The organism is Saccharothrix obliqua (genome assembly GCF_019375475.1).
GTDB lineage: Bacteria > Actinomycetota > Actinomycetes > Mycobacteriales > Pseudonocardiaceae > Actinosynnema > Actinosynnema obliqua.
Genome location: NZ_JAHXGQ010000005.1, coordinates 344,427 through 359,859, shown reverse-complemented (window position 1 = coordinate 359,859; position 15,433 = coordinate 344,427). Strand labels below are relative to the sequence as shown.

Annotated in this window: 15 protein-coding genes; 12 read left to right on the top strand and 3 right to left on the bottom strand. The window is 71.4% G+C overall.

Translation table 11 applies throughout. From position 1 onward, the window contains the following. Positions 1-111: 111 nt before the first annotated feature. Positions 112-1,332, top strand: coding sequence for an acetyl-CoA C-acetyltransferase (locus tag KZQ38_RS18495; RefSeq protein WP_219443350.1), 1,221 nt, complete (start codon positions 112-114; stop codon positions 1,330-1,332). Here KZQ38_RS18495 and KZQ38_RS18490 read toward each other — a convergent pair. Next, a complete protein-coding gene (locus KZQ38_RS18490) occupies positions 1,296-1,502 on the bottom strand; it encodes a hypothetical protein (RefSeq protein ID WP_219443349.1) in 207 nt (68 codons plus the stop codon). The genes KZQ38_RS18495 and KZQ38_RS18490 overlap by 37 nt on opposite strands. 436 nt (positions 1,503-1,938) lie before the next feature. Next, the gene (locus tag KZQ38_RS18485; protein ID WP_219443348.1) at positions 1,939-2,739 is read right to left on the bottom strand and encodes a Bax inhibitor-1/YccA family protein; all 801 of its coding nucleotides are present in this window, start codon (positions 2,737-2,739) and stop codon (positions 1,939-1,941) included. A 231-nt stretch (positions 2,740-2,970) separates the two neighbouring features. On the opposite strand from KZQ38_RS18485, the gene KZQ38_RS18480 reads away from it, so the two are divergent. The 3 genes from KZQ38_RS18480 to KZQ38_RS18470 all read left to right on the top strand — a co-directional run bounded on the left by KZQ38_RS18480 (position 2,971) and on the right by KZQ38_RS18470 (position 6,415). After that, entirely contained in the window at positions 2,971-4,386 is a 1,416-nt protein-coding gene (locus tag KZQ38_RS18480) for an MSCRAMM family protein (RefSeq protein WP_219443347.1), read from the top strand. Next, entirely contained in the window at positions 4,383-5,075 is a 693-nt protein-coding gene (locus KZQ38_RS37155; protein ID WP_308258459.1) for a class F sortase, read from the top strand. The genes KZQ38_RS18480 and KZQ38_RS37155 overlap by 4 nt, the downstream gene beginning before the upstream one ends. A gap of 185 nt (positions 5,076-5,260) precedes the next feature. After that, positions 5,261-6,415, top strand: a complete 1,155-nt coding sequence (locus tag KZQ38_RS18470; protein ID WP_219443346.1) for a polysaccharide deacetylase family protein — start codon at positions 5,261-5,263, stop codon at positions 6,413-6,415. Between the two features lie 35 nt (positions 6,416-6,450). On the opposite strand, the gene KZQ38_RS18465 is transcribed toward KZQ38_RS18470, so the two are convergent. Beyond that, positions 6,451-7,470 (bottom strand): PQQ-dependent sugar dehydrogenase, encoded by a 1,020-nt coding sequence (locus KZQ38_RS18465; RefSeq protein WP_219443345.1) that lies wholly within the window; start codon positions 7,468-7,470, stop codon positions 6,451-6,453. Between the two features lie 197 nt (positions 7,471-7,667). Between KZQ38_RS18465 and pqqA the strand changes: the two genes are divergently transcribed. The 8 genes from pqqA (at position 7,668) to KZQ38_RS18425 (ending at position 15,145) form a co-directional block, all read left to right on the top strand. Next, complete coding sequence (pqqA, locus tag KZQ38_RS18460; protein ID WP_219443344.1) at positions 7,668-7,763, top strand: pyrroloquinoline quinone precursor peptide PqqA; 96 nt, start codon at positions 7,668-7,670, stop codon at positions 7,761-7,763. A 386-nt stretch (positions 7,764-8,149) separates the two neighbouring features. Beyond that, entirely contained in the window at positions 8,150-8,857 is a 708-nt protein-coding gene (gene pqqC, locus KZQ38_RS18455) for a pyrroloquinoline-quinone synthase PqqC (protein ID WP_219443546.1), read from the top strand. Next, the gene (gene pqqD / locus KZQ38_RS18450) at positions 8,854-9,135 is read left to right on the top strand and encodes a pyrroloquinoline quinone biosynthesis peptide chaperone PqqD (protein ID WP_219443343.1); all 282 of its coding nucleotides are present in this window, start codon (positions 8,854-8,856) and stop codon (positions 9,133-9,135) included. Before pqqC ends, pqqD begins: the two co-directional genes overlap by 4 nt. Beyond that, positions 9,128-10,234, top strand: coding sequence for a pyrroloquinoline quinone biosynthesis protein PqqE (gene pqqE, locus KZQ38_RS18445; RefSeq protein WP_219443342.1), 1,107 nt, complete (start codon positions 9,128-9,130; stop codon positions 10,232-10,234). Before pqqD ends, pqqE begins: the two co-directional genes overlap by 8 nt. Continuing rightward, on the top strand, positions 10,231-11,106 hold the full coding sequence (pqqB, locus tag KZQ38_RS18440; RefSeq protein ID WP_219443341.1) for a pyrroloquinoline quinone biosynthesis protein PqqB: 876 nt from the start codon (positions 10,231-10,233) through the stop codon (positions 11,104-11,106). Before pqqE ends, pqqB begins: the two co-directional genes overlap by 4 nt. A gap of 56 nt (positions 11,107-11,162) precedes the next feature. After that, positions 11,163-12,443, top strand: a complete 1,281-nt coding sequence (locus tag KZQ38_RS18435; protein WP_219443340.1) for a sensor histidine kinase — start codon at positions 11,163-11,165, stop codon at positions 12,441-12,443. Next, the gene (locus KZQ38_RS18430; protein WP_219443339.1) at positions 12,395-13,042 is read left to right on the top strand and encodes a LuxR C-terminal-related transcriptional regulator; all 648 of its coding nucleotides are present in this window, start codon (positions 12,395-12,397) and stop codon (positions 13,040-13,042) included. Before KZQ38_RS18435 ends, KZQ38_RS18430 begins: the two co-directional genes overlap by 49 nt. Positions 13,043-13,516: 474 nt before the next feature. Continuing rightward, complete coding sequence (locus tag KZQ38_RS18425; RefSeq protein ID WP_219443338.1) at positions 13,517-15,145, top strand: DUF885 domain-containing protein; 1,629 nt, start codon at positions 13,517-13,519, stop codon at positions 15,143-15,145. Positions 15,146-15,433: the final 288 nt, after the last annotated feature.

Below are 15,433 nucleotides of genomic sequence, written 5' to 3'. Positions count from 1 at the left end.
ACACTCACAGCAACCACCCTCAACAACCGCACACAGCAAGCACCGCTCACCCGCTGAACAGGCGTTAACTAGGCTCAAGGCAACGTTGCGGCGATACAAAGGAGTTCCGTAATGCCTGAGGCCGTGATCGTCTCCGCTGCCAGGTCGCCGATCGGCCGGGCGGGCAAGGGCTCGCTCAAGGGCGTCCGCCCGGACGACCTGACCGTGCAGGTGCTCCGGGCGGCCCTGGCGAAGGTGCCGCAGCTCGACCCGAACGACATCGACGACCTCATGCTGGGCTGCGGTCTGCCCGGCGGCGAGCAGGGCTTCAACATGGCACGCGTAGTGGCGGTGCTCGCCGGCCACGACCGCCTGCCGGGCACCACCGTGACGCGGTACTGCGCGTCCAGCGTGCAGACGACCCGCATGGCCCTGCACGCGATCAAGGCCGGCGAGGGCGACGTCTTCATCAGCGCCGGCGTGGAAACCGTGTCCCGCTTCGGCCGCGGCAGTTCCGACAGCTGGCCGGACACCCACAACCCCCTGTTCGCGGAGGCGGAGGAGCGCACCCGGACCACGGCGGAGCAGGGCGCGGACACGTGGACCGACCCGCGTGACGCGGGCGTGCTGCCCGACATCTACATCGCCATGGGCCAGACCGCGGAGAACCTGGCCCTGGCCAAGGGCGTGTCCCGCGAGGAGATGGACCACTTCGGCGTCCGTTCGCAGAACCTGGCGGAGAAGGCCATCGCGAACGGCTTCTGGGCGCGCGAGATCACCCCGGTGACGTTGCCGGACGGCACCGTCGTGCAGGCCGATGACGGCCCCCGCCCCGGCGTGACCTACGAGGGCGTAGCCGGCCTCAAGCCCGTGTTCCGCCCCGACGGCCGCGTCACCGCGGGCAACTGCTGCCCGCTCAACGACGGCGCCGCGGCCCTGGTGATCATGAGCGACACGAAGGCGGAGGAACTCGGCATCACGCCGCTGGCGCGCATCGTCAGCACCGGCGTCTCGGCCCTGTCCCCGGAAATCATGGGGCTCGGCCCGGTGGAGGCGTCGAAGCAGGCCCTGTCCCGCGCCGGCATGACCATCGGGGACATCGACCTGGTCGAGATCAACGAGGCGTTCGCCGCCCAGGTCATCCCGTCCTACCAGGAGCTGGGCATCGACCTGGACAGGCTGAACGTCAACGGCGGTGCCATCGCCGTCGGCCACCCCTTCGGCATGACGGGCGCGCGCATCACCACCACGCTGATCAACTCCCTCCAGTTCCACGACAAGCAGTTCGGCCTGGAGACCATGTGCGTGGGCGGCGGTCAGGGCATGGCGATGGTGATCGAGCGGTTGAGCTGACCGACCCGCAGGAGGCAGGGAACGCACAACGGCCCAGTGGCCTCCCGTAACAGCAGGTCCGGCGGCACGTACCGCATACAGGCAGCCTCGTAGCGGTCCACCACGACCTGCTGGGTCGAAAAGGCGTGGCACAGCGAGTCGCACTCGCTGTGCCACCACACGTACGGCATCGGAAACGACCTCCCTACTCCACAAGTAAGGGACGTCCCACTCCCCCGAACTGTGACGCGCCGCCCCACTCACAGCACGCGCCGCCCCACTCACAGCACGCGCCAGCACACACCCGGCCCCGCTGCGTGTCATCCCCGTATGGCCTGCGCGCCAGCGAACCGCGCTCGTTCCCAGGGCGCAAACACGCACTTCGTTTGCGCCCTGGGAACGAGGGTGGTTGTCTTGACCAGGCCATACGGGGATGACACGCAGCCCGCCCTTGATCGTCATCCTTGGCGGTCTGCCAGTCCGGCGAGGACGCTTTTACCCCTTCGGGTACTCCCCCGGGAACCACCCCACCGCGCCCCCACCCCACCACTCTCCGCAACCAACACGCCGAAACAAAAACGGACGCCCGACCCAAAGGCCGGACGCCCGTCCGTGAACTCCCCCGCGTCAGTCCCGCTGCAAGTACGACAGCAGCCGCAGGATCTCCAGGTACAGCCACACCAGCGTCGTCATGAGGCCGAACGCGGCCCACCACGCCCACTTGGCCGGGACGCCGGAGCGGATCATCTCGTTGGCGGCCTCGAAGTCCAGCAGGAAGTTGAACGCCGCGATGCCGATCACGACCAGGCTGAACACGATGGCGAGCGTGCCGCCGTCACGCAGGCCCATGTTGACGCCGAACAACCCGAGCAGCAGGTTGCCGAGCATCAGCACGGCCACGCCGACCGTGGCGCCGATGATCCACTTGGTCAGGCGCGGCGTGACGCGGATCGCGCCCGTCTTGTACACCACGAGCATGGCGAGGAACACGCCGAACGTGCCCAGGATCGCCTGCCAGGCGATGCCCTTGAACGCTCCCTCGAACACGCCGGTGATCGCGCCGAGGAACACGCCCTCCGCGACCGCGTAGGTCATCACGAGCGGCGCGCTCGGGGTGCGCTTGAAGATGATGACCAACGACACGATCAGGCCGACGATGAGGCCCGGGATCATCAACGCGAACGGCTTGACCTGGCCGGACAGCACCAGCCACGCCGAGATGACACCGACGCCCAGGGTGGTGGCCAGGGTGATCGCGGTCTTGGTGACCACGTCGTCGATGGTGATGGGGCGCTCGCCGGTGGTCGGCGGCGCGGTCTGGTAGCCGCCGTACTGCTGCGCCTCGTACTGCTGGCCGAAGCCCGCGTAACTACCGTAACCGCCGCCGGTCGGCAGGTTGCGGAACGCGGGGTTGCTGGTGGTACGCACCTCGTCCTCCTGTGGCGTTTCGACGCCGTCACGGGGTTCAACGACCACACGAGTCGATCGGTTCCCGTCGGGTAAAACAGACTTTACTCGGGCCGTCGATCGCAAACCCACGGCCCCAGCTGCGGAGCGTAGTCGCAACTCCCACTCCGTCGGTGTCTTGCCCGTCGGCGTGCCGAACCGTAAGGCTCTCCCCCGGCAGCTCGTCCGGACGTGCCCGAGGGGTAATAAAACATGGGTTGGAGACGACTCGCCGGCGCGTTGCTCGCGACCGGTGCAGCTCTGCTCGCCGTTCCCGCGACATCCAGCGCCCAGGTCGAGGAAGGTATCGGCTACACCACAGAAGCCCAGGGCTACCTGGGCAAACGCACCAACACCGACTGGCTCGGGTCGTACAAGTGGCAGGGCAGGCACGTCTGGTGCGTCGAATACTCGCTGCTCGCGCCCGACAGCACCGAGGAATACCGGGACCGCGACGAGCTGAGGACCAAGGCGGGTGAGGCGCTGTCGCCCGAGGTCGCCGCGAACATCTCGTACCTCCTGCTGCGCTACACGACCAACCCGACGCGGGACGAGGCCGCCGCGCTGGCGCACCTCCTGCACTCGTGGACGGCGTACCCGCACGGCAGCGGCGCGTCGGCGATCTCGCTGGACCCGAGCAGCGACTTCCGCCACATCGCCTACAACGAGGAGTTCCACTACCAGCGGCTGGAGCAGTCGACCAAGGACGCCGTCGAGCGGCTGCGCAAGGACGCCGAGGCCAACCGCGGTCCGTGGACGGCGAAGGTCACCGCTCCGGAGAAGGAGCAGCTCATCGGCACGCCGGAAGCCTGGACGGTGGACGTCGCCAAGGTCGACGGCAAGCTGGTCGGCGACGTGCCGGTGACCGTCGAGCTGGAGCAGGCCACGCTGGAGGACGGCAAGACCACGGCCGAGCTGCGCACGCCCGCGGACGGCAGGGCGTTGTCGCTGAAGGTCGTGCCGACCGGTGCCAAGCCGACGTTCCGGGTGCGCCTGGACAGCCCGGCGGACCGGCCGGTGGTGCACGTGCCGGGCAACGCCGACATGCAGCGGATCGTCACCACCGGTGGTGAGAAGCGGCTCACGGCCGAGGCGTCGGCGGTGGCCCGGACCCAGCCGGGTGTGGTGAAGGTCGCGAAGACCGACACCGACACCGCCAAGGGGATCGCGGGCGTGGCGCTCCGGGTCACCGCGGCGGACGGCGCGGCACCGGCGTTGAAGCAGGACGACGCGCCGCTCACCGGCCCGGACGGCAAGCCGATCGTGCTCCAGACCGGTGACGACGGCACGGTCGTCGTGCCCGACCTGCGCACACCGCAGGAGATCTGCATCGTGGAAGTCGCCGCGGCACGCGGCTACGAGGAGAACTTCGACCCGAACACGCCGACCAAGGCGTGCGGGAAGGTCGAACCCGGGCAGACGCTCGCGCTGGCCCTGACCAACAAACCCAACAAGGTCATCGTGCCGATCACGGTGCCGGCGGGTGCCGAGGGCTCGGGCGTGGTGGCCCGCGCGTCGTTCGACACGAAGGTCGCGCCGGGCGCGTTGATCGGGTTCGGCGGCGTGGCGCTGCTGGGCGCGGCGCTGGTCGGCTTCGTGGCCCGGCGGCGGGCGGCAGCCCGCGCGTGACGGCCAGGGCGCTCGTGACGGGTGTGGCGGTGGCGGCGGTGCTCGCCGCCGCCACGCTCGCTTTCACCCCTTCTCCCGAGGTGGTCCCCGGCGCGCCGCGGCCCGGTGCGGCGGTGGTGCCGTTCCCGCTCGGCGACAGCATGTCGTCGGGTCGGGGCGTGGACCTGGCGGGCCTGCCTGCCGGGTCGAACCCGCCGGCCTCGCCCAGCTCTGAACCACCACCTCCTCCTCCCCCTCCTCCTCCCACCCAGGCCCCCGGCACGGTGAAGCTCCCCGAGGGCGGTCTGGCGACGCTCGTGCGTGCCGAGGTGACCGCGGACGGCGTGCTGCCCGTGCCGGACGGCGTCGGCGAGGCGACGTGGTGGGGTGTCGACCTGGCGGCGGCCGAGGGCGCGACCGTGCTCGCCGGGCACGTGAACTGGCGGGGCGTCACCGGGCCGTTCGACGAGTTGTGGCGCAGCGCGGCCGACCAGGAGGTGACGGTCGTGGACACCACCGGCAAGACGTTCCGGTTCCGGGTCGCTCAGGTCCTCACCATCCGCAAGGACGAGCTGCCGCAACGCGCCGTCGAGCTTTTCGGGCCGCGCGGGGGGCACCGGTTGGTTCTCGTGACCTGCGGCGGTCGGTGGGTCGGGGGTGCGACCGGGTACGAGGAGAACCGGGTCGTAGTGGCCACACCGCTCCAGTAACTCCCTCCTCGGCCACTCCAGCACCCGCGGCCCTCCAGCACCCACACCACTCCAACACCCACACCACTCCAACACCCACACCACTCCAACACCCACACCGCTCCAGCACCCGCGGCCTTCCAGTGTCCGCGGCCACTCCGGTCACTGAAACGCAACCCTTGAACACTCCGCGTCGTCTTGTAGGCGTGAAGCGCAGGGGTTGGGCCTCGACGGGCGTCGCGTTGGCTCTGGTGCTCGTGGTGTTGGCGGTGATGGGTGCGCAGGAGCCGGCGCCGGACAACACGCTGGGTGAACTGGCCTCACCGCTACCCATCGCGCCGCAGGTCTCGGCGAGCCCGAGCGGGCCCGCGCCGACCGTGCCCGCGCCCGCGTCGCCGCCGCGGTGGATGCGCAAGATGCAGCCCGGCGAGAAGCCGCCGCAGTTCGTCCTGTTCTCGTTCGACGGCGCGGCGTCCAAGGCGCACTGGGACCGCGTCCTGCCGCTGTCCAAGCAGGTCAACGCCCACGTCACCGGCCTGCTGTCGGGCGTGTACCTGCTGGCCGACAGCCAGGGCGGGCGGTACACCGGTCCCGGGCACACGCCCGGCTACTCGTCCATCGGGTTCGGCGGCACGACGCAGGACATCGCGTCCCGCATCAACTACCTGAACGACGTCCTCGACGCCGGGCACGAGATCGGCACCCACTACAACGGCCACTACTGCCAGGGCGACGAGCCCAGCGTCGGCCGGTGGAGCACCGCCGAGTGGGACCGGGAGCTGGACCAGTTCTTCGCCCTCGTGGACCGCGCCCGCGAGCAGGGCCTGCGACTGGACCCGGCGACCGTGCGCGGTGGTCGCACGCCCTGCCTGGAGGGCGACTGGGGCCAGGCGTTCCCGTCCATGCGGTCCCACAACCTGGTCTACGACACCAGCCACGTCACCCTCGGCGTCACGTGGCCGTACGTCCAGGACGGCTTGTGGGAGTTCCCCATGCCGGAGGTCCGGGTGCCCGCCCTGGGGCGCAACGTGGTGATGATGGACTTCAACCTCTGGTACGCCCTGAACGGGGCCAAGGAGGACCCCGGCCCTCCCGGCGAGTACACGCAGATCGTGCTCGACACCTACCGGTCGGTGTACCAGGCGGCGTTCAACGGCAACCGCGCGCCGATGGTCATCGGCAACCACTTCAACGAGTGGGCCGGTGGCGCGTTCAGCGCGGCCGTCGAGGCGTTCATGGGCGAGGTGTGCGTCCGCACGGACACCGTGTGCGCCACCTACACCGAGGTCATCCAGTGGATGCAGTTGCAGGACCCCGCCGTGCTCGACCAGCTCCGGCGGATGCCGTCGGCGATGAACTGACCGCGGGTGCCCGCCGGGCACCCGCGGTCACCGCGTCAGCCGTCCGTGCTGAGGATGCGGTCGTCCGTGGCCGCCGGTGTGCCGCGGCCGTCCTGGTTGGACGTGCCCAGCCACAGGGTGCCGTCGGGCGCCGCGCCGACCGAGCGGACCCGGCCGTAGCCGGTGAACAACGCCTGCGGCGTGCCGAGGTCGGTCCCGGTCACCGGGACCTTCCACACCCGCCGGCCGGTGACCGCCCCGATGTACAGCGCGCTCTTGTAGAACGCGATGCCGGTCGGGCCGGCTTCCCGGTTCGGCCACGACTTCACCGGGTTCACGAAGCGGGTGTCGTTGCACGGGCCTTCACACGTGGGCCAGCCGTAGTTCTTGCCGGACTCGATCGCGTTCAGCTCGTCGGTTCGGTTGTTGCCGAACTCGGTGGCGTAGGCGCGACCGTTGGCCCACGTGAGGCCCTGCGGGTTGCGGTGGCCGTACGAGTACACCCGGTTGTTGAACGGGTTGCCGGGTGCGGGTTCACCGGTCGTGGTGAACCGGAGCACCTTGCCGGCCAACGAGTTGGTGTTCTGCGCGTTGGCGGAGGTGCCCGCGTCGCCCGTGGTGGCCCAGAGGTGGCCGTCCGGGCCGAATTCGAGGCCGCCACCGTTGTGGAACCGGTTCTTGGGTATGCCGGTGACGATCGGCTCGACCGCGCCGTTGCCCAGGCGCACCCGGGAGACCCGGTTGTCGGAAGCGGCCGTGTAGTAGACGTAGACGGTGTTGTCCTGGGCGAAGGTCGGTGACACGGCTATGCCGAGCAGGCCGCCCTCGCCGCCCGGCACGGCATCGTTCACGGTGGCCACCGTGGTCACCGCGGTGCCGGTGATCTTCTTGATCTTCTTGGTGTCGCGTTCGGTGTAGATCCCGCTGCCGTCCGGCAGGAAGCCGAAGTCCCACGGGACGTCCTGGCCGGTCGCCAGGGTTCGCACCGCGAACGGCGCGGGGTCGGCCTGGGCCGGTGCGACCAGGGTCGCGCCGAGCGCGGTCAGGGCCAGGACCGCGCCAAGACGAGCACGCATGTGGTGCCTCCATCGTCCGCACTGTCACACGGCGGCGGAACGGCGGTCCTCTCAAGGCAACCACAACCACCCATAGCGGGCAACAGCCGACGGCGGCATCCCGTCCGCTTGATCTGGCGGGTCTCGGCTGGACGCTCTACGGTGGGGTTTCCGCCGCCGACCCACGGACCGACACGACGCATCCGAGGAGTCGCGCCATGACTGTCGACAAGCCCAAGCGCACCTGGGTGAAGCCGGACTTCCGGGACATCGACACCCCGATGGAAGTCACCGCGTACGCCGCTCGCGGCTGAACGCATGTGCGCTGTCGTGGCCCCGGCGACGGGGCCACGACACGAACCTTGGAGGCGCGTGCATGTCCACTCCGCCGCACCAGCACCAAGCGGAGTTCGCCGGGGCGAAACACCAGTCGAGCGCCCGAAAACACCAAGCACTTCTCCCTGAACACCAAGCACCCCCGCGCGAACACCAGGCACCCCCGCGCGAACACCAAGCGCCTCAGCAAGAACACCAACCACTCCAGCCGGATCACCAACCACTCCAGCCGGATCACCAACCGCTCCAGCCGGAACACCAAGCCACCCAAGAACACCAAGCCGCCCAAGAACACCAAGCCGACCCGGAGACCCTCCAGGAACACCCGGCCGCACCGCGAAATCACCCGCGTGCCGCCGACCCGCTGTCCCCGGAGGAGTTCACCGGCCGCCTCCGCGCCCTGTCCACGCGCTACTGGGACCGCCACCCGTTCCACCTGAGGCTGCACGCGGGCGAGCTGTCCAAGGACGAACTCCAGCTGTGGGCGGCGAACCGCTGGTACTACCAGCGGTGCATACCGCGCAAGGACGCGGCGATCCTGGCCAACTGCCCCGACCCGGACGTGCGGCGGCAGTGGCGTGAGCGGATCATCTGGCACGACGGTGAACGGGCCGGTGAGGGCGGCGCGGAGAACTGGCTGCGGATGGCCGAAGCACTCGGCCTGAGCCGCGAGGAGGTGCTCGACGAGCGGCACGTGCTGCCGGGCACCAGGTTCGCCGTCGACGCCTACGTGAACTTCGCGCGCAACCGGCCGTGGGTGGAGGGCGTGGCGTCCGGGCTGACCGAGATGTTCTCGCGCGGTCTGATGACGCGGCGCCTGGCGGACATGCGTGCCCGGTACCCGTGGATCGCGGAGGAGGGCTTCGCCTACTTCACGTCGCGGCTCAAGGTGGTCGAGGGCGAGGGGAAGTCTACTTTGGACGTGGTGGTGCGCAACTGCGCGACCAGGGAGCAGCAGGACGCCGCGGTGGCGGCGCTCGCGTTCAAGTGCGACGTGCTGCGGGCGATCCTCGACGCGGTCGACTACCACGCGCTGGGCAGGACCGACGACCGGACAGCGGGACGACGATGACCACACCCGGGACGAACCTGGATGCCGTGCCACGCCTGGGCAAGGGCGTGAAGACCTCCTACGACCGGACGAGGGACAGCCACGTCGTGCTGTTCCCGGAAGGCGTGCTGGTGTTGAACGAGACCGCCGCGGCGGTCGTGGAGCTGTGCGACGGGCACCGGTCCGTCACCGGTATCGCGGCGAAGCTCGCCGAGGACTTCGACGGGGTGCGGCCGGAGGACGTGGCCGACCTCGTCACGCGCCTGGCCGAGCGCAAGGTGGTGGAAACCGATGGCTGAAGCGCCGTTCGGGCTGCTCGCCGAACTCACCCACCGGTGCCCGTTGCGGTGCGGGTACTGCTCCAACCCGGTCGAGCTGGTGCGCCGGTCCGCCGAGCTGGACACCGCCGAGTGGTGCGCGGTGTTCGACCAGGCGCGCGAGCTGGGCGTGCTCCAGTACCACCTGTCCGGCGGGGAACCGCTGGCGCGCAAGGACTTGCCGGAACTGGTGAGCCACGCCGCCGGGCTGGGCGGTTACGTGAACCTGGTGACCAGCGGGCTCGGGCTGACCGCCGAGCGCTTGGCGGACCTGCACGGCCGCGGGGTGGACCACGTGCAGCTGTCCGTGCAGGACGCCGACCCGGCGACCGCCAACCGGATCGCGGGCGTGCGCGCGTTCACGCACAAGGAGGAAGCCGCCCGCCTGATCCGCCAAGCGGGGCTGCCGTTGACCGTGAACGTGGTGCTGCACCGGGTGAACCTGGACCACGTGGCCGACATCATCGCGCTGGCCGAGCGGATGGGCGCGGACCGGCTGGAGCTGGCCAACACCCAGTATTACGGCTGGGCGCTGCGCAACCGCGCCGCGCTGCTGCCCACGCGGGAGCAGTTGCGGCGGGCGGACGAGGCGGTCGCGCGGGCGCGGGAGACCACGCGGATGGAGATCGTCTACGTGATCGCGGACTACCACGAGGCGCACCCGAAACCGTGTATGCACGGTTGGGGCGCGCGGCAGCTCACCGTCGCGCCCAACGGCGACGTGCTGCCGTGCCCCGCGGCCGGGGTGATCGAGGGGTTGGGCGTGGAGAACGTGCGCGACCGGTCGCTGGCCGGTATCTGGCACGACTCGGGCGCGTTCAACGCGTTCCGCGGCTTCGACTGGATGCGCGAGCCGTGCCGGTCGTGCGTGCGGCGGGAGATCGACTTCGGCGGCTGCCGGTGCCAGGCGTTCCAGTTGACCGGCGACGCCGCGAACACCGACCCGGTGTGCTCGCTGTCGCCGCACCACGGCGAAGTGGATCTCATCCTGTCCCGGGAGGCGCGCCCCGAGCCGGTGGCGCTCACCATGCGTCAGGTGACCACCGGGGGACCTCGGAACACGAGCCGGGTGACGCGATGAAGGTCGTCCTGCTCGGCACGGCCGCCGGTGGTGGCGTGCCGCAGTGGAACTGCGCGTGCGAGGTGTGCGTGGGCGTGCGTGCGGGCAGGCTGCCCGCACGCACCCAGGACTGCCTGGCCGTGAGCGGGAACGGCGCGGACTGGTGGTTGCTCAACGCGTCACCGGACATCGGGACCCAGCTCGCCGCGACCGCGTGCCTGGACCCCGGCCCGGGGCCCCGGGACACCCCGCTGCGCGGCGTGCTGCTCACCGACGCCGAGCTGGACCACTCGCTGGGCCTGATGACGCTGCGCGGCGCACCCGGGCTGCGGGTGCACGCGCCCGCGACCGTGCTGCACGCGTTGGCCGACACGCGGGCCGTGCTGGACCGGTACGCCGAGTGGACGTGGCGGCAGGTGGAGCCGGAGCAGTCGGTCGTGCTGGCGGGCGGTCTGGAGGTGACCGCGTTCCCGGTGAGCGGGAAGCGGCCCAAGTACGCGGGCGAGTCTCCGGTGGCCGGGCACTGGGTGGTGGCGTACCGGCTGTTCGACCCGGCGACCGGCGGCATCGTGCTGTACGCACCGTGCCTCGCGGCGTGGCCGCCCGGTTTCGACGACCTGGTGGCGGAGGCGGACGTCGTGCTGCTGGACGGCACGTTCTACGCGCCCTCGGAGATGGGCACGGCCACCGGCCGGGCGGGCGGGCAGTCGGCCATGGGGCACCTGCCGATCACGCACACCCTGCCGGAGCTGCGGCGGCACCCCCGCGTGCGGCGGGTCTACACGCACCTCAACAACACCAACCCGGTGCTCGACCCGACCTCGGCGGAGCACGCGAAGCTGTGCGAGGCGGGCGTGGAGGTGTTGCCGGACGGGTCGGTGCTGGAGGTGTGAGATCGGGGGGTTAAGCCCACCGCTTTCCGGGGGGCGAGCCGGAAGAATCACCGGTCATGACGGACCACGACCTCCTGCGCGGCTTGCGGGGCCGCCTGACGACCGCGGCGCTGGGGCTGGCGCGGGTGCCGCTGGGTGTGCTCGGCCTGCTGCTGATCCCGGTGCAGCTCGTCGCCTACCCGCTGATCCTGGTGACGGTCGGGGTGCCGCTGCTGCTGCTGTTCACCGCGCTCACCCGCAAGTACCTGGGCGTCCACCGCCGCTGGGCGGGCGCGGTGCTGGGCGTGGAGGTCCCGGAGCCGTACCGCGTGCCCGCGAACCGGGGGCCGATGACGCGGGTGCGGACGATCGCCACCGACCCGGCGACGTGGAAGGAGCTGGCGTTCCTGCCGTTGAACGCCGTCATCGGCGTCCTGACCGGGGTGCTGCCGCTCGCGTTCTGGATCAACGGCGCGTACGGCCTGGTGGTGCCGGTGCTGTGGGCGCTCGGCGCGGACCACCTCGAGTACAGCGGTGTCGACGCGAGCACGCCGGGCAGCGCCGTGCTCGCGCCGCTGCTGGCCGTCGTGTACCTGGTCGCGGCGTGGTGGGGCACGCCGCGGTTGCGGCGGTGGCACGCGCGGTTCACCCGGTGGTTCCTGGCGCCGAGCGCGACCGAGGCGTTGACGCACCGGGTGCGCGAGCTGGCCGATTCGCGGGCGGACACGGTGGACGCCCAGGCGGCCGAGCTGCGCCGGATCGAGCGCGACCTGCACGACGGCGCGCAGGCGCGGCTGGTGGCGCTGGGCATGAGCCTGGGCATGGCGGAGGAGTTGCTGGCGCGGGACCCGGAGGCGGCGCGGGACCTGCTGTCGGAGGCGCGGCAGTCGTCGTCGCAGGCGTTGTCCGAGCTGCGCGACCTGGTGCGCGGCATCCACCCGCCGGTGCTGGCCGACCGGGGCCTGGACGGCGCGTTGCGCGCGTTGGCGCTGGCGAACCCGCTGCCGGTCGAGGTGGACGTGGTGTTGACCGGTCGGCCCGAGGCGCCGGTGGAGTCGGCGGCGTACTTCGCGGTCGCCGAGACGCTGACGAACGCCGCCAAGCACAGCGGCGCGAGCAGTGCGTGGATCCGGGTGCGTCACGAGAACGGCCGGTTGGCGATGATGATCGGCGACAACGGCCGCGGTGGTGCGCGGGCGACCGACGGCGGCGGGCTGCGGGGCATCGAGCGCAGGCTGGCCGCGTTCGACGGCACGCTCGGCATCGCCAGCCCGGTGGGCGGGCCGACGATCGTGACCATGGAGCTGCCGTGCGAGTTGTCCTCGGTGAAGACCTCGTCCTCCTCCGGGACGGCCTGATCAGGCTGCTGCGGGCGTACGACTTCGACGTCGTGGAGGCGGTCGACTCCGGTCCCGCCCTGCTGGAGGCGCTGCTCGCGCACCGCCCGGACGTGGCGGTGGTCGACGTGCGCCTGCCGCCGACGTTCACCGACGAGGGGTTGCGCGCGGCGACCGAGGCGCGCAAGCGCGTGCCGGGGCTGCCGGTGCTGGTGCTGTCGCAGTACGTGGAGCAGCTGTACGCGCGGGAGCTGCTGTCCGACCGCGGCGGTGGTGTCGGCTACCTGCTGAAGGACCGGGTGGCGGACGTGGCGCAGTTCGTGGACGCGGTGCGCCGGGTCGCGGCGGGCGGCACCGCCATGGACCCCGAGGTGATCACCCAGCTGCTCGCCCGCGGCAACCGCGACCAGCCGCTGGCGACCCTCACGCCGCGTGAGCGGGAGGTGCTGGCGCTGATGGCGGAGGGCCGGTCGAACGGCGCGATCGCCGCGCGGCTGTTCGTGACGGAGAAGGCGGTCGGCAAACACACCGCGAACATCTTCGGCAAGCTGGGGTTGGAGCTGTCGGAGGACGACAACCGGCGGGTGCTGGCGGTGCTCGCGTACCTGGACCGGGTCTGAGGGATCGGCCCCGCTCGGCCACCGCGTCCGGCGAGCCGACTCCACCCGGCCCGCAAAGCCCCGCCCGCCACAGAGCCCCGGCCCACCCGCACCCGGCAAAGCACCGTCCGCCGACGCCACCCGCCCCGGCAAAGCCCCGACCCCCACAGAGCCTCGGCGCACCCGCACCCGGCAAAGCACCACCCACCGACTCCACCCGCCCCGCAAAGCCCCGCCCCCCGCAGAGCCCCGGCCGGCAAAGCGCCGACCGCCGGGGACTCCACCCGGCCCGCATTGGCCGCTCACCTCTCAACCGGACAAAGCGCCGACCCACCCCACAAAGCCCTGATCCACTCCCCCTCGCATTGGGCCGCCGCCACCCCGCAATCCCCGCCCCACGACGTCCCGCCATTGCCCCACCCCCCGCCGCCCACAAATCGTTATTTAGGCTAAGCACCGTTCCCGCTTTCCACGACGCACGCACCGGGGGTTCCCATGGATACGACAGCGGCGATCGCCGAAGAACTGCTCGACCTGATGTCGAGGCTGTCCCCGCTCGGCGCGACCGTGTTCGGCCTGCCCGGCTACGACCACCTGCTCACCGACCACAGCCCGGAAGCGGAGGAATCGGCGAGAGCCGCCGCGGTCTCGATCGCCGAGCGGGCGCGGGCGCTGCCCGCCGACGACGACCCGGTGACCCGGGCGGTGATCGTCCAGCAGGCCGAGTCCGTGATCGACCAGATCGACTCGCACGCCGTCGAGTACACGATCACCGACTCCTTCTTCGCACCCGCCGGCGAGCTGCTGAACGTGCTGCCGATGACGGTCACCGCCACCGAGCGCCAGCAGCAGGACTACCTCGCGCGGCTGCGCGCGGTGCCCGCGTTCCTCGACGCGGTGGCCGCGCGGCACGTCGCCGGGTCCGCCGCCGGCCGCACGCCCGTGCAGCACCTCCTCGACGCCGCCATCGCCCACCTGGACCGCTACCTCGCCGCGACCGAGGACCCGCTCGCGCGCCCGTCCGGCGACGACGCGTTCAACGCCGAGCGCGACCGGCTGATCGCCACCGAGGTGCGGCCCGCGTTCGCCGCCTACCGGGAGGCGTTGACCGGCCTGACCGGACGGCCCGCGGACCAGGCCGGCCTGTGCCGGCTGCCCGACGGCGACCGGGTCTACGCGGGGCTGGCCCGCGTGCACACCTCCACCGACCGCACGCCGGAGGAGCTGCACCGCACCGGCCTGGAGGTGATGGCCGCGCTCGCCGAGGAGTACGCCGTGATCGGCGAGCGGGTGTTCGGCACCCGCGACACCGCCGAGGTGTTCGAGCGGATGCGCAACGACCCCGCGCTGCGCTGGAAGTCCGAGGACGAGCTGATCACCGCCGCGCGCGAGGCCGTGGTGCGCGCGGAGGAGGTCGCGCCGCGGTGGTTCGGCCGCCTGCCCGCGAAGCGCTGCGAGGTGGAGCCGGTGCCCGCCGTGGACGCGCCGGGCGCACCGACCGCCTTCTACGCGCCGCCCGCCATGGACGGCTCCCGGCCGGGCACCTACTACGCCAACACGCACCGCGTGGAGGAGCGCTTCCGGTACCAGGCGGAGGCGATCGCGTTCCACGAGGCGGTGCCGGGCCACCACTTCCAGATCACGCTGGCGCAGGAGGCGGACCTGCCGATGCTGCGCCGCGTCGCCTCGGTCACCGGCTACCTGGAGGGCTGGGGCCTGTACTGCGAGCGGCTGGCCGACGAGATGGGCCTGTACTCCGACGACGTCGCGCGCCTGGGGATGCTGGCGCTGGACTCGATGCGGGCCGGGCGGCTGGTCGTGGACACCGGGCTGCACCTGCACGGCTGGAGCCGCGAGCAGGCGGTGGCCTACCTGGTCGAGCACACGCCGCTGGCGCTGGTGGAGATCGAGTCCGAGGTGGACCGCTACCTGGCCGCGCCCGGCCAGGCGTTGGCGTACATGGTGGGCAGGCTGGAGATCCAGCGCGTGCGTGCCGAGGCGGAGGCGGCGCTGGGCGACCGGTTCGACATCCGCGAGTTCCACGACCTGGTGCTGGGCGGCGGACCGCTGCCGCTGGCCGTGCTGGCGGAGGTCGTGCGCGACTGGGTGACCTCTCACGCGTGACCCGACCGGCGGGGCGTCCGGACCCCCGGCGCCCCGCTGTTCGCGCCTCCACGGCGTTCTCAGCGCCTTTTTCCCGTGCCTTCCGCCGACCTGCGCCACCCCCGGAATCGCCCGGGTCGGCGAACAACACTTCGGAATACCGCAGTTGTCCGGACAAAGACCGCCCCTTCGGGCGGCCGGACGGGCGGGTCGCGCCGCCCTTTAGGACCTTTGCCCACGTGACGTGGAATGTGACAACGCTTCACGAGTAGGCGGTGAACTCCACCTTCGTGCTCACTCGTCGGTCGA